This window comes from Flavobacterium sp. (assembly GCF_027484205.1).
Classification (GTDB): domain Bacteria; phylum Bacteroidota; class Bacteroidia; order Flavobacteriales; family Flavobacteriaceae; genus Flavobacterium.
The window spans coordinates 94,116-115,258 of record NZ_JAIXUB010000030.1 but is presented as its reverse complement, the minus strand read 5'-3'; the positions used below and the strand labels follow the sequence as shown (position 1 = coordinate 115,258).

Genomic DNA, 21,143 nt, shown 5'->3' with positions numbered 1-21,143 from the left:
TATCTATTATAACAACGAAAGAATAAAATCAAATTTAAACAAAATGAGTCCGATAAAATATCGAACTCATTATTATCAAAATTAATTATAAATTTGTCTAAACTTTTGGGTGCAGTCTACAGTGACCATTTTTTTATTTTCATTTCCATCAGGGTTAAGTAGCATTTGTATTGATTTTTATTTAAAATTTCTAAGACAATCCCGATATTTTGCCATTATTATCAATATCAATACGTTCTGCATTTGGAACGGCAGGCAAACCAGGCATTCGCATAACATCACCAAGTAACGGAACTATAAATCTTGCACCACTAGCAATTTCAAACTCTCTAACTGTTATAGTAAAATCCGTCGGACGACCTATTATCTTTTCATTATCCGAAAAACTTGCAGGTGTTTTAGCCATACAAATTTGAAATTCATTAAAACCTAAATCGTTAATCATCTTCAATTGTGACTTCGATTTTGGAGAAAACTCTACGGAACTTGCTCCGTATATTTCTTTTGCAATCGTATTTATTTTATGCTCAATAGAATCTGTCGTTGCGTATAAAGGTTTGTAATTTGCAGTATTTTTATTGATTTCTTCCACCACTTTTTCAGCCAATACTGCCGATCCTTTTCCTCCATCAACAAAAGCTGTACTTACTATTGCAGTAACGCCTTTTGCTAAACACAATGCTTTCAGTTTATCATATTCTTCTGCAGTATCCTCAGGAAAAGCATTGATACAAACCACAGGATTTAATCCAAATTTCTGAATGTTTTCGATGTGTTTTTCTAAATTACAAAAACCATTTTCAATAGCGGAAACTTTTGGAACTTTCAATTCATAATCGCCCATTCCAGCGTGATGTTTAATTGCCTTTAAAGTCGCTACTAAAACAACAGCATCAGGTTTCAAACCACTTTGTCCACATTTTATATGAAAGAATTTTTCAGCACCTAAATCAGCACCAAAACCTGCTTCGGTAACAACATAATCACCAAGAGAAAGTCCCATTTTAGTGGCAATTACCGTATTTGTTCCTTGTGCAATACTAGCAAATGGTCCACCGTGAAGAATCGCAGGATTTCCTTCTAAAGTTTGCACTAAATTAGGTTTCAAAGCATCTTTTAGTAAAACTGCCATTGCTCCTACTACTTTCAAATCACGAGCAAAAATAGCTTTACCTTCAAAAGTTTTTCCAACAAAAATATTTCCTAATCTAAATTTTAAATCTTCTAAATCTTTCGATAAACAAAGAATCGCCATCACTTCAGAAGCTGGTGTAATATTAAAACCATCTTCTCGCATCGTTCCGTTAGCTTTAGCTCCAACTCCAATAATGATTTGGCGTAGCGAACGATCATTCATGTCCATCACACGTTTCCAAGCAATCGATTTTGGATCTAAATTCAAAGAAAACTTCGGATTTTGAAGATTGTTATCAATTACTGCGGAAAGTAAGTTATTCGCTTTTTCAATTGCCGAAAAATCGCCTGTAAAATGCAAATTAATATCTTCCATCGGAACAACTTGGGCATATCCGCCACCAGCTGCGCCACCTTTCAAACCAAAAACCGGTCCAAGTGAGGGTTCGCGCAAAACACCAATTGCTTTTTTACCAATGTAGTTCAAACCGTCTGTTAAACCAATTGTCATAGTGGTTTTACCTTCGCCATATTTAGTAGGCGACATCGCAGAAACCAAAATCAGTTTTCCTTTTGGATTTTCTGATTGTAATTCGAGAGGCAATTTGGCTTTATACTTTCCGTAATATTCTAAATCGTCTTCTTGAATATTTATTTTTTCAGCAATTTTTCTAATGTGTTGTAAGGTTGCATTTTGAGCAATCTCAATATCGGATGGAAATGTTGACATTATTTTTTTAGTAAAATTTGAAGTAAAATTAGTTGAGTTGTTTTGAAATTATAAATGATAAAAATGAAATAAAAAAAACCTACAAGGCTAATGAAACCTTGCAGGTTGAGTTTATTCTAATGACAACGTAATTTGTCCGTCGTCATCTAATTCTGTTTGGATATCTTCAGAAACGTTATCTTCTACTGAAACTTCCATTTCCTGTGGTGCTTCTTCTACAGGTTCTTCATAAGGCAATGACTCTAAAAGACTGACTTGCTTCAACTTATCTGTAGTTAATTGGTTTCCTAATGCTTTAATTCCTTTTACAGCAATAAATTGTTCTAAATCTATCGTTTGATTTTCCTTTTGAACGCCTTTTACTTTAGCATAAATGATTTCAGCAACTGGACGCCAATCAGTAGAAACAATTTCTAACTGTGATTTTTCGTGTTCGGTAATGAAAATCTCTTCTTTATTTTCGTTTTCAACCAAGAAACGTTTTACAAAATAACGTTCTTTCTCACCATCATAATAAATACAAGAAATTGGTTTCTTAGGATTCCATTTTTCTAACACAATCATATCTTCATCAAAATGCGTCGTCAATTCTGGAATTATGGTTTTCAATTTCCCAGCTTGATTGATGATTAACAAACGGTCATTTGGTCTAAATTCGCCTAACAAGTCACCTCTTCCATCAACATTTAAACGCTGAACGGTATCGTCAAACCAAACTTTTCTCGGACGTAAAGTTGAAATTCCTTTCTCTTTCAATTCGATTTTCTTGATTGGATATTTCGTTACTGTATTTCCGCGAGAAGCACGACCTTTTATAGCAATATCGGTAAAATCGACATCCCATTTTAGTTTTTTCACACTTCCAACTTGACGCAACAAAATCGTTACAACCTCAGCTTCACCATTTGGATTTGCAGAAAAATACAATACTTGCGAACCTGGTTTTTCCTGTGTTAAATCGTAAAATTTATCACGAGTCACACCAGAAACATTGAAACGTTTAATAAATGTAGAACCATTTTTACCATCACGGTAAATCATATTGTAAATAGTTCGCTTGTCATTTTTATCAAAAACATCAATATGAATAATATCTTTTCCTACGAATTTTTTGTCGTCAACTTTAGAAATCATCATTTTTCCATCACGTAAGAAAACGATAACATCATCAATATCAGAACAATCAGCAACGTACTCGTCTTTTTTCAAACCTGTTCCAAAGAAACCTTCTTCTTTGTTTACATATAATTTTGTATTTCTCAAAACCACTTTCGTAGCTTCAATATTTTCAAAACTTCGTAACTCGGTTTGACGTTCGCGACCTTTTCCGTATTTCTCTTTTAATTTGGCAAAATAATCTATAGCAAAATCAATCAGATTATCTAAATGATGTTGCACTTCTTTCATTTCGTCTTCTAATTTGGCAATAAAATCATCCGCTTTATCCGAATCGAAACGCGTAATACGAATCATCGGAATTTGGGTTAATTTTTGCAAATCTTCGTCTTCAATTTCACGTACAAATGATTTTTTGAATGGCTCAAATCGTTTGTACATGTATTCATAAAGCGATTCTCTATCAGAATACAATTTGAAATCAATATACATTTCTTCTCGAATGAAAATCTTTTCTAAAGTCGAGAAATGCCATTTATTTTTAAGTTCTTCTAATTGAATTTCAAGCTCTTTCTTTAATAATTCAACCGTTCGTTCTGTCGAAATTTTTAACATGTCCGAAACTCCAATGAACAACGGTTTGTTATCTTCAATCACACAACCTAAAGGTGCTACCGAAGTTTCGCAAGCCGTGAAAGCATACAAAGCATCAATCGTTTTATCTGGAGAAACTCCTGGAAATAAATGAATTAGAATCTCAACTTCGGCAGCGGTATTGTCTTCAATTTTCTTGATTTTGATTTTACCTTTCTCGTTGGCTTTCAAAATACTGTCAATCAAAGTTGACGTATTGGTTGAAAACGGAATTTGTGTAATCACCAATGTTTGTTTGTCCAATTGCGATATTTTGGCACGAACACGAACACGTCCGCCACGAAGTCCATCGTTATAATTAGAAACATCAGCAATTCCTGCCGTTTGAAAATCTGGATATAATGTAAAAGGTTTTCCTTTTAAAATTTTAATCGAAGCATCAATCAATTCGTTGAAATTGTGAGGCAACACTTTAGTAGAAAGTCCAACCGCAATTCCTTCTGCACCTTGCGCTAAAAGCAACGGAAACTTCACCGGAAGATTATTCGGTTCAGCACGACGACCATCGTAAGAAACACCCCAATCGGTGATTTTTGGAGAATACAAAACTTCCAAAGCGAATTTTGATAAACGTGCCTCAATATATCTCGAAGCCGCAGCGCTATCGCCTGTTAGAATATTTCCCCAGTTTCCTTGACAGTCAATCAACAACTCTTTCTGACCAATTTGCACCATCGCATCACCAATACTCGCATCTCCGTGAGGATGATACTGCATGGTGTGACCCACAACATTGGCAACTTTGTTGTAACGACCATCATCCAACTCTTTTAATGAGTGCATAATACGACGTTGCACTGGCTTGAAACCATCTTCGATCGCTGGTACTGCACGCTCAAGAATTACGTAGGAAGCGTAATCCAAAAACCAATCTTTGTACATTCCTGTAACTTTGGTGATGGTATCTTCTGGATTCTCGTCGTTTTCATAAAAGTGATTTCCGCCTGTAGAAACGATGTCCTCAAAGCCTTCGTCTATACTTTCGTCGTTGGTTGATTCGTCTAACTCGTCGTTAGTTTCTTCCTCGTTAATGTTATCTTCTTCTTCGTCTTTCATATGAAGGTTTAAAAGTTTAAAAGTTGTTTCCTACTAAACTTTAAATTTTACATTTTATTTAATTTTCAAATACTGAACACTGCCAACTTACTTCTCTACCAATTCCTTATCCAATTCCACTTTCAAATTATTAATGATAAAGTTTTGTCTATCAGGTGTGTTTTTACCCATGTAGAATTCTAACAACGTCTCAATTGACGTGGCCTTGTCTAACATTACTGGATCTAATCGAATACTTTCTCCAATAAAATGTTTGAACTCATCAGGTGAAATTTCTCCTAATCCTTTGAATCGCGTGATTTCAGGCTTTGGCTTTAATTTTTCTATGGCATCAATACGTTCTTGGTCGGAATAGCAATAGATAGTTTCTTTTTTGTTTCGCACACGAAATAACGGCGTTTGCAAAATATACAAATGTCCTTCTTTAATCATTTCTGGGAAAAACTGAAGGAAAAATGTAATCAATAACAAACGAATGTGCATTCCATCGACATCGGCATCGGTGGCAATTACGATGTTGTTGTAACGTAAATCTTCGATGCTTTCTTCAATATCTAAAGCTGCTTGAAGCAAATTGAATTCTTCGTTTTCGTACACAATTTTCTTCGACATTCCATAAGAATTCAACGGTTTACCACGTAAACTAAAAACCGCTTGTGTATTAACATCACGACTTTTGGTAATCGAACCCGAAGCCGAATCTCCTTCGGTAATGAATAGTGTACTTTCTAAACTTCTTGGATTTTTAGCATCGGTTAAATGTACACGACAATCGCGCAATTTTTTATTGTGCAAACTTGCTTTTTTAGCTCTGTCTTTGGCTAATTTTCTAATTCCTGAAAGTTCTTTACGTTCGCGTTCGGCTTGTAAAATCTTACGCAAAAGCGAATCGGCAACTTCTGGATTTTTATGTAAAAAATTGTCTAATTTGGTTGTAATAAAATCGTGAATAAACGTACGAACCGTCGGGCCATTTGGACCAACATCATTGGAACCCAATTTGGTTTTGGTTTGCGATTCGAAAACTGGTTCTTCAACCTTAATAGAAACCGCAGAAACGATTGATTTACGAATATCGGAAGCTTCAAAACCTTTGTTGTAATATTCACGAATGGTTTTTACAATCGCTTCACGAAATGCGTTTAAGTGAGTTCCACCTTGAGTTGTATTTTGACCGTTAACAAACGAATGGTATTCTTCTGAATATTGTGATTTACTGTGTGTTAACGCAATTTCGATATCATCACCTTCTAAGTGAATGATTGGATATTGCATGTCTTCTTCAGTAATGGTTTCTTCTAACAAATCTTTTAAACCAAATTCTGAGAGGTATTTTTCTCCATTATAATATATTGTTAATCCGCGATTTAGATAACAATAGTTTTTGAGCATTTTGATAATATACTCGTTACGATACTTATAATTCTTGAAAATAGCTTCGTCGGCAATAAAGGCCACTTTTGTTCCTTTACGTTTTGTCGATTCAGTGATTTCTTCTTCTAACTGAAGATTTCCTTCGGAAAATTCGGCAGCTTTTTGTTGGTTATCACGAACCGATTCCACACGGAAATAATTGGACAAAGCATTCACGGCTTTGGTACCAACTCCATTCAAACCAACGGATTTTTTGAACGCTTTAGAATCGTATTTTCCACCAGTATTCATTTTGGAAACCACATCAACGACTTTACCTAATGGAATTCCACGACCATAATCGCGAACGGTTACTAATTTATCTTTGATGGTTACTTCGATTACTTTTCCTGCACCCATAACGAATTCGTCGATGCAGTTGTCGATTACTTCTTTTAGTAAAATATAAATTCCGTCATCTGGAGACGAACCATCACCGAGTTTCCCAATGTACATACCGGGACGCATTCGGATGTGTTCTTTCCAATCGAGTGAGCGTATATTGTCTTCGTTATATTGTGTTTCTTGAGCCATTTTAAAATGTATCGATTTTCAGCTAATATAGTGTATTTCGAATCATTTTTGAAATGATATTTATCAAAGTTATTAAGAATGTTTTTGACAATTTGAGGTACGATTTACGAAATACAAAGTACGAAGTTGAGAGAATAGAAAAAAGAAACAAGAGGAAAGAACTTTATTGATAATGACAAAAAATTCCCGAATCAGTAACTGTCCAAAAGGCTGCTTTTTGATTGGAAAATTTCAAACCATTATTCGCCCAAGAATTACAGGTATGAAACAAATTATACTTTCCTTTCGCTTCGTAAAAACTATCATTTTTACCGTAGGTTGTGGCAGGTATGAAAATCGGATTTTGATTGACATCAAATTGAAAGCTGTCTTCTATATAAGTTATTAATTTTTGATAATTTTCTTGCGAAATATTTATTTTAACACATTCTTTATTCTCTTTAATTGATTTATAAAAAGTGGTGTGCATTGCAGAGTTTCCCATTGCAAATGCAGCTTTAAAAGCAGTACTTGCTTTCAAATCTGACCATTCTGGTGTATCTAAATAAAAACCTTTATCACCCCAACCAAAAGCGAGATACTCCGCAGTTGAATCTTTCGATTTTGTGTTTTCGAACTTGATTTGCGAACTCCAGTTTTTGATTTCGTCTTTAATAGGAACGATGATATCGGTATGAACTCCATTGGTTTTTATATAAATAGAAACATCTTTAGATTGATTATCTGCATCGGAATTGATTGTGATTTTTGACAATAAAAAAGCTGATGCTAAATAAATTAATAAAAATGAAAGAATTGCATATGAAAACTTTTTCAGAATTGTTAAGGTTTTTTTCATGTTTTTTTGTGGATTGGATAATTACGGTTTGCGTATCCAAATGTTGTGCCAAAAAAAACCGCAAAATCTCTTTTGCGGCTAGTCTATTTTCTATATTCTATTCTCTATTTTCTAAAAACTAAACATTAAATCTAAAATGCATCACATCACCATCTTTAACGATGTATTCTTTACCTTCTACTCTTAGTTTTCCTGCTTCTTTTACTTTCGCTTCTGAACCAAAGTTTGAGAAATCTTCATAAGCAATAACCTCAGCACGAATGAATCCTTTTTCAAAATCGGTGTGAATTACTCCTGCTGCTTTTGGAGCTGTATCACCAATGTTAATTGTCCAAGCGCGAACTTCTTTAACTCCAGCTGTGAAATACGTTTGTAATTTTAACAATTTGTAAGCTGCACGAATTAAAACTGCCGAACCTGGTTCAGTCAATCCCATATCTTCAAGAAAAACTTGTCTTTCTTCGTAACTTTCTAATTCGGTAATATCAGCTTCTGCTCCAACTGAAAGAATGATAACCTCAGCATCTTCGTCTTTTACTAATTCACGTACTTGATCTACATACTTGTTTCCGTTAACTGCTGATGCTTCGTCTACATTACAAACATAAAGAACTGGTTTATTAGTAATTAATTGAAAATCTTGCATTAATTCTTCTTCATCTTGATTTTGAGGAACAACCGTTCTTGCTGATTTTGCTTGCAATAATGTTTCACGGATTCTATCTAAAAGTGCTTTTTCTGCTTGCGCTTCTTTGTTTCCAGTTTTTGCAGCACGATTTACTTTTTCTAAACGTTTTTCAACCGTTTCTAAATCTTTTAATTGCAATTCGATATCGATAGTTTCTTTATCACGAATTGGATTTACGTTTCCGTCAACGTGCACAATATTATCGTTATCAAAACAACGTAAAACGTGAATAATTGCGTTACATTCTCTAATATTTCCAAGAAATTGATTTCCTAAACCTTCACCTTTACTTGCTCCTTTTACCAATCCTGCAATATCAACAATATCAACAGTTGCCATTTGAACGCGCTCTGGTTTTACCAATTCCTCCAAACGAACAATTCGTGGATCTGGAACGTTTACCACACCAATATTTGGCTCGATAGTACAAAACGGAAAGTTAGCACTTTGCGCTTTTGCATTTGATAAACAATTAAATAAAGTTGATTTTCCTACGTTTGGTAATCCTACAATTCCTGCTTTCATATCTTTTTGATATTATTTTTTATTTGTGATATGTAACGCAAAAGCGTTTCATCTTAAGGTTTTATTTTAAAAGTGTGCAAATATAATGTATAATTTAAGAATATTGATAATCATTGACTAGAGAATAGTGTAAATATGTAATCTATTATAAAAATTGTGTAACATAATAGTTTTCAAGTAGAAGTAATTTTGACTTATCAATAATAATCTAAAAATACACTATTATGAAAACTAAAATTTCAACCTTACTTATGGCAATGGCATTTACAATAAATGGTTTTGCTCAAGCTCCAAAAAATGTAAAATCGGAAACTACCACAGTAACTACAACAATAAAAGATTCTGAAGGAGAAAAAAAATTAGTAAAAACAGAAGAAACTCGCGAAGTTCAAAAAATTGAATTGGGGCAAGAAAGTCCGAATACAATTAATGTTCCACAAGTAGATAATCCTGTAAATGTTGTAACTACAACTAAATTAAGTGTTGATGGAGAAGTAAAATCGGTTGATGTAGATCGTTCTGCATATTATTTATTAGATGGAGAAAAATATCAAATTCAAACTGATAAACAAGGTTATACTTTAAATTCTGTTAATAATAAAAACAAAGGAATTCTTCGTAAAACATCGAATAATAACTATGTGTACGTTAGTAAAAATAAAGTAGCTGTTGGCTATTATGATGATAATGGAAATTTCATTTTAGAAACTTATGATTCTAAAACTGATACCATGAAAAAAGAAAAATTTGAAATTATCAAATAAGATAAAAGCTCTAGAAATAGAGCTTTTTTTTATTTATGCCTTTCTTCAAGATTTTGAATAATTTCCTCTTCCTCGTCTGTTGGAACAAGTCCTGATGTGTGCCAATAGTCCGTTAGAATTTTATTCTTTTTATTGAATAATGTTTTATCCAAAAAGACTTCAGTTTCTTTGAATGAGAAATTTTGATTACTAAAATTGGTAGTCACAAGATAACTTCTCACTTCAATATCAGAAGCTCTTCCTTTCTTAACTTGCTCAAAGCCAATTTCCTCTTTAGAACTTGATAAATAATAATTATTATCATCTATACGATACTTGGCATTAAAAATTGATTTATAAATATTTTTTGCATTACTACTTGTTTTATCCACAACTCTCGCAATTGTCATTGGAGAAACAATAGCAGAAACCTCAACAATAATCTTTTTCTTTCGGTCATAAGTAATGGCAAAATCATCTAATAATCCTTTAGAACTTGGAAAAGGAATTGCTTTTAAAGTATAGTAATCATCATTTGTAGCGCTTGCATTAATAAAAAAATCAAAATCTTTTTTTGCTTTTGGCTCAAGTAATAAGAGTAAATATTTAAAATTATAATAGTTCTCCATTATATTATTCAAATTATAGCCTAAAAGCTCATCGCTAACATTATCTGTCATTCCTTCTAAACCAAAAGACCGATTTTGCTCCACTAAAATTTTGGTTTCAAATTTTTTAGGTTTACCCGTAAGTTGAAAATTCATCAATCCATCATTATAATTTTTATACTCACCATTCAATTTGAAAAACTCTCTTGAATACACTTTCAGTCGAGCAGGAATGGAAAGTTTGTTGGAGGAATTTTCTATTAAACTTGCAAGAATTTTTTGAGGATGTTGTTTAGTTACAACAAGTTCTTCTAAAACCGCCAACTTTGCTTTGAGATAAACTATATTATCAGTTTCTTTTAAAGTTGAAGATCTGACTGTAAGCAGATTATAACCAGTATGTGAAATTTGAATATTTGAAATTCCTTTAACAGAAAAACTTACTTTTCCATCGGAATTACTCAAATGATATTGTTTTCCTTTAACAACAAAAACGGATGCGCCTTCTATATTTTGTTTCGTTTCTTCGTCTTTTAAAGTAATTGTAATCTCAGTATTTTGAGAGTAGGTTTTGGATATTAAAATCAAAAAAAGTAAAGCAAAAACTTTTTTCATATTAAATCAGTTTGAACAAATTTAACAAAAAGTATGAGTAAACAGTCAAAAATTTAATTTTATGTAAAAAAAATCCCCACTGAATAGTGAGGAAAATTTTTTATTCATTATGCAAAAACGACTGTCTGTTTAAAAGTGTTTCTTCGCTTTCTACATGATTATCATCAGGAATACAACAATCAACTGGGCAAACTGCCGCACATTGTGGTTCTTCATGAAATCCCTTACATTCTGTACATTTTCCTGGAACAATGTAGTAAATATCATCTGAAATTGGAGTTTGAGCTGCTTCTGCATCTACTTCAGTTCCATCTGGAAGAATAATTTTACCTTTTAGTTTTGTTCCGTCTTTATATCTCCAATCATCTGCACCTTCATAGATTGCAGTATTTGGACATTCTGGCTCACATGCGCCACAATTGATACATTCGTCTGTTATTATAATTGCCATTTTTAATTTTAGATATTAAATTTTAGATATTAGATTTAAAAAATCCTTAATCCTAAATGATTTGTTTTAATTTTGCACAAAATTACAATCAAAACCATTCATAAACAAGTTACAAATGTTACAAAAAGAAAAAATTAACGCTTTTGTAGAATTAGGAAAGTTTTTAAGCCAGTTTTCATTGGATAATAGTATCAAAAATGAGGCTGTTTTAAATAACAATTTGTTTTATGATGATTTTATAAATTTAATTGAATTATCACAATCTCACAACGGTTGGTTCACACCAGAACAAGTTTACTTTGCTATAAATTCTTGGGCAGAAGCTTTGACTGAAGAAAATTTAAACAATTGGTTATCGAATTATGATTTTTCAAATGTGCAACCAAAAACCGTTGGATTAATCCTTGCAGGAAACATTCCGTTAGTTGGATTTCATGATTTTTTATCGGTAATAGTTTCGGGTCATAAAGTTTTGGTAAAAACATCTTCCAACGATCAAAAATTATTGCCTTTTCTTTCGAATTATCTAATTTCTGTAAATCCAGAAATTGGAGATTACATCACATTTACTGATGGAAAATTAGAGAACTTTGATGCTGTTATTGCAACTGGAAGTAACAATACAGCACGATATTTCGAATTTTATTTTAAAGACAAGCCTAGTATTATTCGTAAAAACAGAAACTCAGTAGCTATTTTAACGGGAAATGAATCACATGAAGATTTAGTGAATTTAGGTGAAGATATTTTTAGATACTTTGGCTTAGGTTGTCGTAATGTTTCCAAATTATTTGTACCAAAAGATTATAATTTTGAAAACTTCTTCAAAGCAATTTATGAATATAAGGATGTAATTTTTTATGAAAAATATTCTAATAATTACGATTATAACAAAGCCGTATTCTTAATGAGTAATTTCAAATTATTAGATAATGAATTTCTAACAATTAAAGAAGACACCAGTTACTCCTCACCTATTTCTTCCGTTTTTTATGAAAATTATGAAAATTTGGATGAGATAAAATCGCGATTAGAAAATGATGCTGACCAAATTCAATGCATTGTTTCTAAAGACTTAATTTCAGGTTCTATTCGATTTGGACAAACCCAAAAACCAAATCTTTGGGATTATGCAGATAACGTTGATACTTTATCATTTCTTCAACAAATTTGATTGCATTATTCTCAAAAATTCTTATAAACTATAACGATTTCGTTAATAACAAGCACTGATTATTGTAGAATTCTAACTGCTTTTTCATATGCTATTTACGAAATTTGCACCTTAAAATTTGCATTATCTTAACAATGAAAAAACACAACTACAGCGCCGGACCATGTATTCTTCCTCAAGAAGTCTTTGAAAAATCAGCACAAGCTATTTTAAATTTTAATAATTCCGATTTATCTATTTTAGAAATATCCCACAGAAGTAAAGATTTTGTTGCCGTTATGGACGAAGCAAGAGCTTTAGTTTTAGAACTTTTAGGATTAGAAGGAAAAGGATATCAAGCTTTATTTTTAGCTGGTGGAGCAAGTTTAGAATTTTTGATGGTTCCATACAATTTAATGAAAACTGATGGAAAAGCTGCCTACTTAGATACTGGGACATGGGCAAATAATGCTATAAAAGAAGCCAAACATTTTGGAGAAACTTTAATTGTTGGTTCATCAAAGGAGCAAAATTACAATCACATTCCTAAAGATTATTCTATTCCAGAAGATGCTTCCTATTTTCATTGTACGAGTAACAATACAATTTTTGGAACGCAAATGAAATCGTTTCCTACGACAAATGTTCCTGTAGTTTGCGATATGAGTTCGGATATTTTTTCAAGAACTTTAGACTTTTCTAAATTTGACTTAATTTATGCTGGAGCGCAAAAAAATATGGGTCCAGCTGGAACAACATTAGTAGTTGTAAAAGAAGAAATTTTAGGAAAATCTGGAAAATACATTCCAAGTATGCTGGATTATGAAAAACATATTAAAGCAGAAAGTATGTACAATACGCCACCTGTTTTTCCAGTTTATGCATCGCTTTTAACATTACAGTGGTTAAAAAACCTAGGCGGAATTGCTGCAATTGAAAAAGTTAATGAAGCTAAAGCCAATTTATTATACGCTGAAATCGATAGAAATCCATTATTTAAAGGAACTGCAGCCGTTGAAGATAGAAGTATAATGAACGTAACATTTTTATTAAATGATGAAAATCACGCTCCTATTTTTGACAAAATGTGGAAAGAAGCAGGAATTTCTGGATTGCCAGGACATCGTTCTGTTGGAGGTTATCGTGCTTCAATGTACAATGCTTTACCATTAGAAAGTGTTCAAGTATTGGTTGACGTGATGAAAAATTTAGAGTTTCAAGTTTAAGGTTTCATGTATGAATTTCAATTTCAAAGAAATATATATTTTAGAAAATGATGTAGTGCGTTTGCAACCATTACAAACTTCTGACTATGAAAAATTAGTTGCATTTTCTATTGATGAATCCGAACTTTGGAGTTTTAATGCAAATGGACCAGACAGTCCTGAAAACTTGAAAAAATATATTGAAAAGGCGTTGTCTCAAAAAGATAAATTAGTAGAATATCCGTTTCTAGTTTTTGACAAAATAAGTAATAAAATTGCTGGAAGCACACGTTTTTACAATATAAACCTTGAAGCTAAACATTTAGAAATAGGTTTTACATGGTATGGAAAAGAGTTTCAAGGAACCAAATTAAATAAAAACTGTAAATATCTACTTTTAGAGTTTGCCTTTGAAAAAATGAATTTAGAACGTGTGGGTTTTAGAGCCAATAATTTGAACAAAAGAAGTATCAATGCAATGAAAAGCATTGGTTGTATCGAAGAAGGAGTTTTAAGAAACTTCAGCACCAATGCTAAAGGAGACAGAATTGACGCAATAGTTTTAAGCATTCTGAAAAATGAATGGTTTGATTCAGTCAAACAAAATTTAAAAAATAGAATATAAATTATAAATGAGTTTTAACTTTTAAACTCATAAACTTTTAAACTCATAAACTCAAAAATGAAAGTATTAGCTAACGACGGAATTTCAAAAAGCGGAATTAAAGCTTTAGAAAAAGGTGGATTTGAAGTAATTACTACCAAAGTAGCTCAGGAACAAGTTGCCAATTTCATCAATACAAATAATGTTGATGTGATTTTAGTAAGAAGCGCAACCAAAGTTCGTAAAGATATTATTGATGCTTGTCCAAATTTAAAAATCATTGGTCGTGGTGGCGTTGGAATGGACAATATTGATGTAGAATATGCTCGTTCTAAAGGAATTCATGTCATCAACACGCCAGCATCTTCTTCTGAAAGTGTGGCAGAATTAGTGTTTGCACATTTATTTACAGGTGTTCGTTTCTTACACGATTCTAATAGAAATATGCCTTTAGAAGGTGACACTAATTTTGAAGGTTTGAAAAAAGCTTATGCAAACGGAATTGAACTTCGTGGTAAAACATTGGGAATTATTGGTTTTGGAAGAATTGGTCAAGCGGTTGCAAAAATGGCTCTTGGACTTGGAATGAAAGTCATTGCTGCCGATAAATTTTTAAGTAATGCTGAAATCAGAGTTGATTTTTACACAGGTCAATTCATCAATGTAGATATTGTTACAGAACCATTAGAAGATTTATTCAAACATTCTGATTTTATTACACTTCACGTTCCTGCGCAAGAAGGTTATGTAATTGATGCTGATGAAATTGCTCAAATGAAAGACAATGTAGGAATCGTAAATTGCGCTCGTGGTGGCGTAATTAATGAGGTTGCTTTAATCGAAGCTTTAGAAAGCGATAAAATTCTTTTTGCAGGTTTAGATGTTTTTGAAAAAGAACCAACACCGGAAATCCAAATTTTGATGCATCCAAGAATTTCGTTAACACCACACATCGGTGCTGCAACTTTAGAAGCCCAAGATAGAATTGGAACAGAATTAGCCGAACAAATTATAGGTTTATTAAAGAAATAATTGACTTTTAAAATAGAATCCAAATCTGAAATAAAACTTAGATTTGGATTTTTTGTAGAATAAATTTGACGTTTTTAACATTTGTTTTTAAACTTTTATACCTTTGTTAAAACTAAAAACAAAAAACTATGTTTGAACAACTTACAGAATTAGTAAAACAATTTGGTGGTGATGCAGTAGTAAATAATCCTGCGGTGCCAAATGAACATAATGAAGCCGTCATGGAAGAAGCTGGAGGTTCAATACTTTCAGGTTTAAAAGATATGGTTGCAAGTGGAAATATTGGTGATTTAGCTGGATTACTTTCTGGTAAAACTCCAATTGACATGAACAATCCAGTGGTTCAAGAATTAACCGGGAAAGTAACTGGAAATCTTGGTGAAAAATTTGGATTATCATCAGAAGCTGCTGGTAGCGTTGCTGGTGGTTTAATTCCTCAAATATTAGGTGGATTAATTAACAAAGCTCAAGATCCAAATCAACCTGGATTTAATATTTCAGATTTAATTAGCTCAATTTCTGGCGGAAATGGTGGTGGATTAATGGATGCTGTTTCTAAATATGGAAGCCAATTTGGTTTAGATCAAGATGGTGACGGACAAGTAGGAATGAGCGATGCAATTTCTGCTGTAACTAAAAAATCTGGTGGTCTTGGAGGTTTATTAGGAAAACTTTTTGGAGGAAAATAATTTCCAACCATTATAATATAGAAACACTTTAACCTAGTTAAGGTGTTTTTTTTTGTTAAAACAATTCTAAATTAACTTATAATGTATTGAATTTTAGTAACTTTATAAAAAATAGTCAAATGAAAAATCTAATTTTCATCTTAGCAATACTATTATTTATCATTGGTTGTTCGCCATCAAAACCTATTTCTGATAATAAAGAAATAAATTCAAAAACTTCTGACACCATTAAAATTGCTAATAAAGAACTTGAATATGAAGTAATTATAATTGATGGAGGATTTAGTTCATGGCTAAATTCGTTTGCGAAACCAAGAGGATATTATTCTGAAAGTTACATGCAAAATAGAAATCAAATTTATGTGACTGAATGGAATAGAAGAGTAACGCAACCGCAACAATACAATCCAACTTTGTATGAAATGCAAATAAATTATGACTTTAATACGAAGTATGGTTACGAGGTAAATTATCTCATTTACAACTATTTCATTTATTTTCAAATAACATACAAACAACAACTCGCCGGATTTGTTCCACGTCCATAAATTGAGTAAATTTGCACTTTATCAAAAAAAATGGGAAGTTTTAAAGAACGTTGGAACATAACATCAAATTGGCAAGTAGTTGTCATAATTGTTGTATTTGCAGTTACAGGTTCTACTTCAGCTTTTATTGCAAAACCTATTTTAGCACTTTTCGGAATTACAAAAGAAACAATTTCCTTGTGGCTTTATTATCCGTTATATATTGTAATGATTTTTCCTGTTTACCAAGTTCTTCTGGTAAGTTTTGGATTTCTATTTGGTCAATTCAAATTCTTTTGGGCTTTTGAAAAGAAAATGCTCAGAAGCATGAAATTAGGATTCATTGCCGATTTTTTTGAAAAATAAAAAAAGGAACTAATGAAGTTCCTTTAATGTTTGAGTATCGTCTTGTTTTTTAATTACATAAGTGTAAATCCATGTCAATGTAAATGTTGGAATAAAATCACTAAAAGGTAAAATTTCTTCCAGAAATTCTATTATTCCACCCACTTTACCAATAGAACCTTTGTACATGTAAGATAACATAAAAGCAGCTAGTGGTGCCCAAATAGTATCTGCAAATTCTCCGAAAAACGGAACTAAATAGGTTAACATTCCAACTACATCAAGAAAAATACCTAAAAATAAGTTTCTTTGTTTGTTACTTAAGTTGGTCAATGCATCCGATTGTAATATCATTTCTAATTAAATTTATAATTTGGAAATGATATTACAAATCTAATGCCAAACTATTTAGGCTGATTAATCATGTTGAAAAAGTCGTTTCTATTTTCTTTTTCATTAAAAATTCCACCATATTGAATGGTTGAAGTATAACTCGATTCATCTTTGATTCCACGACTTGACACACACAAATGTGTTGCTTCCATAACAACAATTACATTATCAGTTTCTAAAACCGTTTTTAATTCGTTGTAAATCTGCATAATCAAACGCTCTTGTACCTGTGGACGACGGGAATAATAATCTACAATTCTGTTTAATTTAGATAGACCGATAACTTTTCCGCTTGATACATAACCAATGTGTGCTTTACCAACAATTGGCAGAAAATGATGTTCGCAAGTTGAATTGAAACTAATGTTAGCTTCCACCAACATTTTGTCATAATTATAACTGTTATCAAAAACTGATATTTTTGGTTTATTCGCCGGATTTAATCCAGAAAATATTTCTTGGATAAACATTTTAGCAACTCTGTGAGGTGTGCCTTGAAGACTATCGTCTGTCATGTCTAATCCCATTTCTTCCATAATAATATGAAAATGCTTTTCAATGGTTTGCATTTTGTCAGCATCAGATTTGTCAAATGCATCAAGACGTAATGGTGTTTCTGCCGATGTCATCTGATGATTATCGCCAATCAATTCGTAAATTTCTTTTTCAATTAATGTGTTCATGGCTAATTTATTTTTAAATTATTTTGTTTAACAAATTTACAATAATTTTAAACAAAAAGTTTTCTTTAACTTTTATTTATTATTTATTCAACGATAAAAAAAATCTATATCACTCATTTTTTATAAAATACTTTGTTACTTTGTGAAAAATTGAAGCATGATCACAGCCAAAAATATTCATAAGTTTTACGATACTTTACAAGTCTTAAAAGGAGTTGATTTACATATAAAAAAAGGTGAAATTGTATCCATTGTAGGTGCATCTGGCGCAGGAAAAACTACACTATTGCAAATACTCGGAACGTTAGACAAACCAAGTGTTGAAAATGGCACATCATTAACAATAAATGATGAAGATATTTTAAAAATGAACGATAAATTGTTATCTAAATTCAGGAACCAACATTTGGGATTCATTTTTCAGTTTCATCAATTGTTACCCGAATTTACAGCTTTAGAAAATGTTTGTATTCCAGCATTTATTGGTGGAAAAGAAAAAAAAGAAACCGAAAAAGAAGCCAAAAGATTACTTGATTATTTAGGATTATCACACAGAATCGATCACAAACCCAACGAACTTTCTGGCGGTGAACAACAAAGAGTAGCAGTTGCAAGAGCTTTAATCAACAAACCTGCTGTGATTTTTGCCGATGAACCTTCAGGAAATTTAGATACGGCTTCAGCAGAAAATTTACATCAATTGTTTTTCAAACTTCGTGATGAATTTGGACAAACCTTCGTAATTGTAACCCACAACGAAGAATTAGCCAACATGGCAGACCGGAAATTAGTAATGGTTGATGGACAAATTAGTATTTAAAAGAGTTTCAGGTTTAAAGTTTTGTATCTAACCTTTAAACTCTTAAACTTTTAAACTCTTAAACTTTTAAACTCTTAAAAAAATAAATGCTTCTAATACTTCTATCATGGATTTACATTCTCTTTACCACAATCAATATTGGTTTTGGTTTTGATAGATGTATTGGATTGAAAAATAAAAACTTCGTCATTACTTCCATTTTAGGATTGTTTTCTGTTACTATTCTTGCGAGCATTTGGGCAATTTTTGGCAGAATAAATATTGAATTTCATGGAGTTCTCTTGATTCTAAATCTTCTACTTTTTTTTAAATTCCATAAAGAGATTATTGAAAAGTATAAAGTCTTTTGCAACGAATTAAAATCATTATCAAAAACGTTGCAATTCTTTTTATTTACAATAACTTTAATGATTGTTGCGCAATGCAGTTCCATTCCTTATGTAATCGATAATGAATCATATTACATTCAAACCATCAAATGGATTAACGAATACGGTTTTGTAAAAGGAATTGTGAATTTGCATTTTTTTCTTGGTCAAACGAGTGGTTGGCATGTAACCCAAAGTGTTTTTAATTTTTCATTTTTATATCCAAATTTCAATGATTTAAGTGGTTTTATAATGCTTTTGGGAACTGTTTTTTCTTTTCAAAAACTTCAAGCATTTTATCAAAATAAAAATACAAACTACCTTTTAATAGGATTATTTCCAATTGCAAGTATTTTTCTTTTTCAATTTATTAGCGCACCATCTCCTGATATTCCAGTTTATGTTTTATCGTTCATCATCTTTTTTTACTTTTTAGAAAATTTCAAAAATTGTACTGTTGAAATATTCAATTTGATTGTAATCTTAATACTTTTTACGCTTTACATTAAAAATACAACTTTAACTTTTGCATTAATTCCAATAATTTTATTGATTCAAAACTTCAAAAATCTTTCTAAAAACCTATCAAAATCCTTTATACTTGCAACTATTGTTTTGATACTTTTTATAACGAAAAACATGATTATTTGTGGTTCGCCAATTTTCCCATCCAAATTATTTTCATCATTAACTATGGATTATGCGATTCCTGATAGTATTGAAAATTTTTATTACGACCAATTAAAATATTACGGATACTTTGTCGATTTGCAACAATACAATTCTATGTCGGCTTTCGATTTATTCTTAAGATGGTTATCTCTCCCAAAACTAAATGGATTGTTCAATAAATTGATTATTTTACTAATTCTAATTACACCCTTTTTTATCTTTAAATTTCAAAACAAAAAACCAGTTTGGATACTTTATATTTTGATGCTTTTGCAATTAATCATCCTTTTTGCAACCTCGCCACAATATCGATTTTTCATGAATTTTATTTTGTTCTTTTCACTATTTTGTTTCATTTGTTTGTTTCAAAATAAACGAATAGTTAATATTGTCTTATTGCTTTCGTTAGTTCCAACGCTACTAATTTTATTTCTTCCTGTCAATTTAAATCGTTTTTCAAATTATAAATTTATGATGGAACTCAGTAATTTTTCAACAGAAAATATCATTTTTCCTCACGAAAACACTAAAAACAATACATCATTTGAAGTGATTCAATTGGGTAATTTTAAATACAACTCACCTATCCAAAACGATTTCTTTTGGGCAAGCGGAAACGGATCACTTCCTTGCGTAAACAAAGATCAAATTACCTATTTCAAGAAATATTTTTACATCATTCCACAACAAAGAAGCAACGATTTAAAAGACGGATTTTATGCCAAAAAAATCAACAAAAATGACTAATTCCGAACTAAAATCATTCCTAGACGAGAAAGTAGAATTATACAACAATCCGAAGTTTATTGAAAGTGATCCAATACAAATTCCGCATCAATTTTCTTTGAAAGAAGATATTGAAATTGCAGGATTTTTATCGGCAACAATTGCTTGGGGAAACCGTAAAATGATTATCAATAATGCAAAAAAAATGATGGATTTAATGGGAAATTCACCATACGATTTTATCTTAAATCATCAAGATTATCAACTAGAAAAATTAGAGAATTTTGTACATCGAACCTTCAATGGTGTTGATATGATTACATTTGTCAAAGGATTACAAAATATCTATACCAATCATAATGGTTTGGAAGCCGTTTTCGCAAATAATATTGAGAAAGATTCCATGCAAAAAAGTATCTCCGAATTTAAGAAAGTATTTTTCGAAATCAATCATCAAAATCGCACCCAAAAACACATTTCTGATCCTTTAAATAATTCGGCAGCCAAAAGAATCAACATGTTCCTTCGTTGGATGGTTCGAAACGATAAAAAAGGAGTAGATTTTGGCATTTGGAAAACCATTCCAACATCAGCTTTATCATGTCCACTAGATGTTCATTCAGGAAATGTAGCTCGAAAATTAGAATTACTATCTAGAAAACAAAACGACGCAAAAGCACTTTCAGAATTAGACACTAACCTCAGAAAATTAGACCCAAATGATCCCGTAAAATATGATTTTGCATTATTTGGTTTAGGTGTTTTTGAAAAATTTTAAAAGTTAGAAGCGTGAAGATGGAAGTAGGAAGCTTTAAAATTGA

At 31.6% G+C, this 21,143-nt stretch carries 21 protein-coding genes; 12 read left to right on the top strand and 9 right to left on the bottom strand.

Features of this window, described 5'->3' with window-relative positions:
* Position 1 precedes the first annotated feature (1 nt).
* On the top strand, positions 2 to 85 hold the full coding sequence (locus Q0049_RS16675) for an IS3 family transposase (RefSeq protein ID WP_367178933.1): 84 nt from the start codon (positions 2 to 4) through the stop codon (positions 83 to 85).
* A gap of 105 nt (positions 86 to 190) precedes the next feature.
* On the opposite strand, the gene Q0049_RS16605 is transcribed toward Q0049_RS16675, so the two are convergent.
* From Q0049_RS16605 to ychF, 5 genes are all read right to left on the bottom strand, one after another.
* Positions 191 to 1,864 carry a formate--tetrahydrofolate ligase gene (locus Q0049_RS16605; protein WP_298122362.1) on the bottom strand — a complete coding sequence of 558 codons (1,674 nt, stop codon included), beginning with the start codon at positions 1,862 to 1,864 and terminating at the stop codon, positions 191 to 193.
* Positions 1,865 to 1,975: 111 nt separating this feature from the next.
* Positions 1,976 to 4,690: a DNA gyrase/topoisomerase IV subunit A gene (locus tag Q0049_RS16600; protein ID WP_298122359.1), complete on the bottom strand. Its 2,715-nt coding sequence runs from the start codon at positions 4,688 to 4,690 to the stop codon at positions 1,976 to 1,978.
* A gap of 87 nt (positions 4,691 to 4,777) precedes the next feature.
* Positions 4,778 to 6,637: a DNA topoisomerase IV subunit B gene (locus tag Q0049_RS16595; RefSeq protein WP_298122356.1), complete on the bottom strand. Its 1,860-nt coding sequence runs from the start codon at positions 6,635 to 6,637 to the stop codon at positions 4,778 to 4,780.
* Positions 6,638 to 6,800: 163 nt separating this feature from the next.
* Positions 6,801 to 7,475: a TIGR02117 family protein gene (locus Q0049_RS16590; protein WP_298122354.1), complete on the bottom strand. Its 675-nt coding sequence runs from the start codon at positions 7,473 to 7,475 to the stop codon at positions 6,801 to 6,803.
* 118 nt (positions 7,476 to 7,593) lie between these two features.
* Positions 7,594 to 8,688, bottom strand: a complete 1,095-nt coding sequence (ychF, locus tag Q0049_RS16585; RefSeq protein ID WP_298122351.1) for a redox-regulated ATPase YchF — start codon at positions 8,686 to 8,688, stop codon at positions 7,594 to 7,596.
* Between the two features lie 224 nt (positions 8,689 to 8,912).
* Between ychF and Q0049_RS16580 the strand changes: the two genes are divergently transcribed.
* On the top strand, positions 8,913 to 9,452 hold the full coding sequence (locus Q0049_RS16580; protein WP_298122348.1) for a hypothetical protein: 540 nt from the start codon (positions 8,913 to 8,915) through the stop codon (positions 9,450 to 9,452).
* Positions 9,453 to 9,481: 29 nt separating this feature from the next.
* On the opposite strand, the gene Q0049_RS16575 is transcribed toward Q0049_RS16580, so the two are convergent.
* Both Q0049_RS16575 and Q0049_RS16570 read right to left on the bottom strand, forming a co-directional pair.
* Positions 9,482 to 10,654 carry a hypothetical protein gene (locus Q0049_RS16575; protein ID WP_298122346.1) on the bottom strand — a complete coding sequence of 391 codons (1,173 nt, stop codon included), beginning with the start codon at positions 10,652 to 10,654 and terminating at the stop codon, positions 9,482 to 9,484.
* A 100-nt stretch (positions 10,655 to 10,754) separates the two neighbouring features.
* The gene (locus Q0049_RS16570; protein WP_298122343.1) at positions 10,755 to 11,105 is read right to left on the bottom strand and encodes a 4Fe-4S dicluster domain-containing protein; all 351 of its coding nucleotides are present in this window, start codon (positions 11,103 to 11,105) and stop codon (positions 10,755 to 10,757) included.
* A gap of 115 nt (positions 11,106 to 11,220) precedes the next feature.
* On the opposite strand from Q0049_RS16570, the gene Q0049_RS16565 reads away from it, so the two are divergent.
* The 7 genes from Q0049_RS16565 (at position 11,221) to Q0049_RS16535 (ending at position 16,681) form a co-directional block, all read left to right on the top strand.
* Positions 11,221 to 12,279: an acyl-CoA reductase gene (locus Q0049_RS16565; protein WP_298122341.1), complete on the top strand. Its 1,059-nt coding sequence runs from the start codon at positions 11,221 to 11,223 to the stop codon at positions 12,277 to 12,279.
* A gap of 134 nt (positions 12,280 to 12,413) precedes the next feature.
* Complete coding sequence (serC, locus tag Q0049_RS16560) at positions 12,414 to 13,484, top strand: 3-phosphoserine/phosphohydroxythreonine transaminase (RefSeq protein ID WP_298122338.1); 1,071 nt, start codon at positions 12,414 to 12,416, stop codon at positions 13,482 to 13,484.
* Between the two features lie 10 nt (positions 13,485 to 13,494).
* Positions 13,495 to 14,088, top strand: a complete 594-nt coding sequence (locus Q0049_RS16555) for a GNAT family protein (RefSeq protein WP_298122335.1) — start codon at positions 13,495 to 13,497, stop codon at positions 14,086 to 14,088.
* Positions 14,089 to 14,145: 57 nt separating this feature from the next.
* Positions 14,146 to 15,099: a D-2-hydroxyacid dehydrogenase gene (locus tag Q0049_RS16550; RefSeq protein ID WP_298122333.1), complete on the top strand. Its 954-nt coding sequence runs from the start codon at positions 14,146 to 14,148 to the stop codon at positions 15,097 to 15,099.
* Between the two features lie 128 nt (positions 15,100 to 15,227).
* The gene (locus Q0049_RS16545) at positions 15,228 to 15,788 is read left to right on the top strand and encodes a DUF937 domain-containing protein (RefSeq protein ID WP_298122330.1); all 561 of its coding nucleotides are present in this window, start codon (positions 15,228 to 15,230) and stop codon (positions 15,786 to 15,788) included.
* A 119-nt stretch (positions 15,789 to 15,907) separates the two neighbouring features.
* Entirely contained in the window at positions 15,908 to 16,336 is a 429-nt protein-coding gene (locus Q0049_RS16540; RefSeq protein ID WP_298122327.1) for a DUF6146 family protein, read from the top strand.
* A 30-nt stretch (positions 16,337 to 16,366) separates the two neighbouring features.
* Complete coding sequence (locus Q0049_RS16535; protein WP_298122326.1) at positions 16,367 to 16,681, top strand: DUF6787 family protein; 315 nt, start codon at positions 16,367 to 16,369, stop codon at positions 16,679 to 16,681.
* Positions 16,682 to 16,690: 9 nt separating this feature from the next.
* Here Q0049_RS16535 and Q0049_RS16530 read toward each other — a convergent pair whose 3' ends face one another.
* Positions 16,691 to 17,014 (bottom strand): hypothetical protein, encoded by a 324-nt coding sequence (locus tag Q0049_RS16530; protein WP_298122323.1) that lies wholly within the window; start codon positions 17,012 to 17,014, stop codon positions 16,691 to 16,693.
* A 50-nt stretch (positions 17,015 to 17,064) separates the two neighbouring features.
* Positions 17,065 to 17,736 carry a GTP cyclohydrolase I FolE gene (gene folE / locus Q0049_RS16525; RefSeq protein ID WP_298122320.1) on the bottom strand — a complete coding sequence of 224 codons (672 nt, stop codon included), beginning with the start codon at positions 17,734 to 17,736 and terminating at the stop codon, positions 17,065 to 17,067.
* A gap of 157 nt (positions 17,737 to 17,893) precedes the next feature.
* On the opposite strand from folE, the gene Q0049_RS16520 reads away from it, so the two are divergent.
* From Q0049_RS16520 to Q0049_RS16510, 3 genes are all read left to right on the top strand, one after another.
* On the top strand, positions 17,894 to 18,556 hold the full coding sequence (locus Q0049_RS16520) for an ABC transporter ATP-binding protein (protein ID WP_298122318.1): 663 nt from the start codon (positions 17,894 to 17,896) through the stop codon (positions 18,554 to 18,556).
* 86 nt (positions 18,557 to 18,642) lie between these two features.
* Positions 18,643 to 20,343 carry a hypothetical protein gene (locus Q0049_RS16515; protein WP_298122315.1) on the top strand — a complete coding sequence of 567 codons (1,701 nt, stop codon included), beginning with the start codon at positions 18,643 to 18,645 and terminating at the stop codon, positions 20,341 to 20,343.
* Positions 20,336 to 21,100: a TIGR02757 family protein gene (locus Q0049_RS16510; RefSeq protein ID WP_298122313.1), complete on the top strand. Its 765-nt coding sequence runs from the start codon at positions 20,336 to 20,338 to the stop codon at positions 21,098 to 21,100. Before Q0049_RS16515 ends, Q0049_RS16510 begins: the two co-directional genes overlap by 8 nt.
* The last annotated feature ends 43 nt before the right edge of the window (positions 21,101 to 21,143 follow it).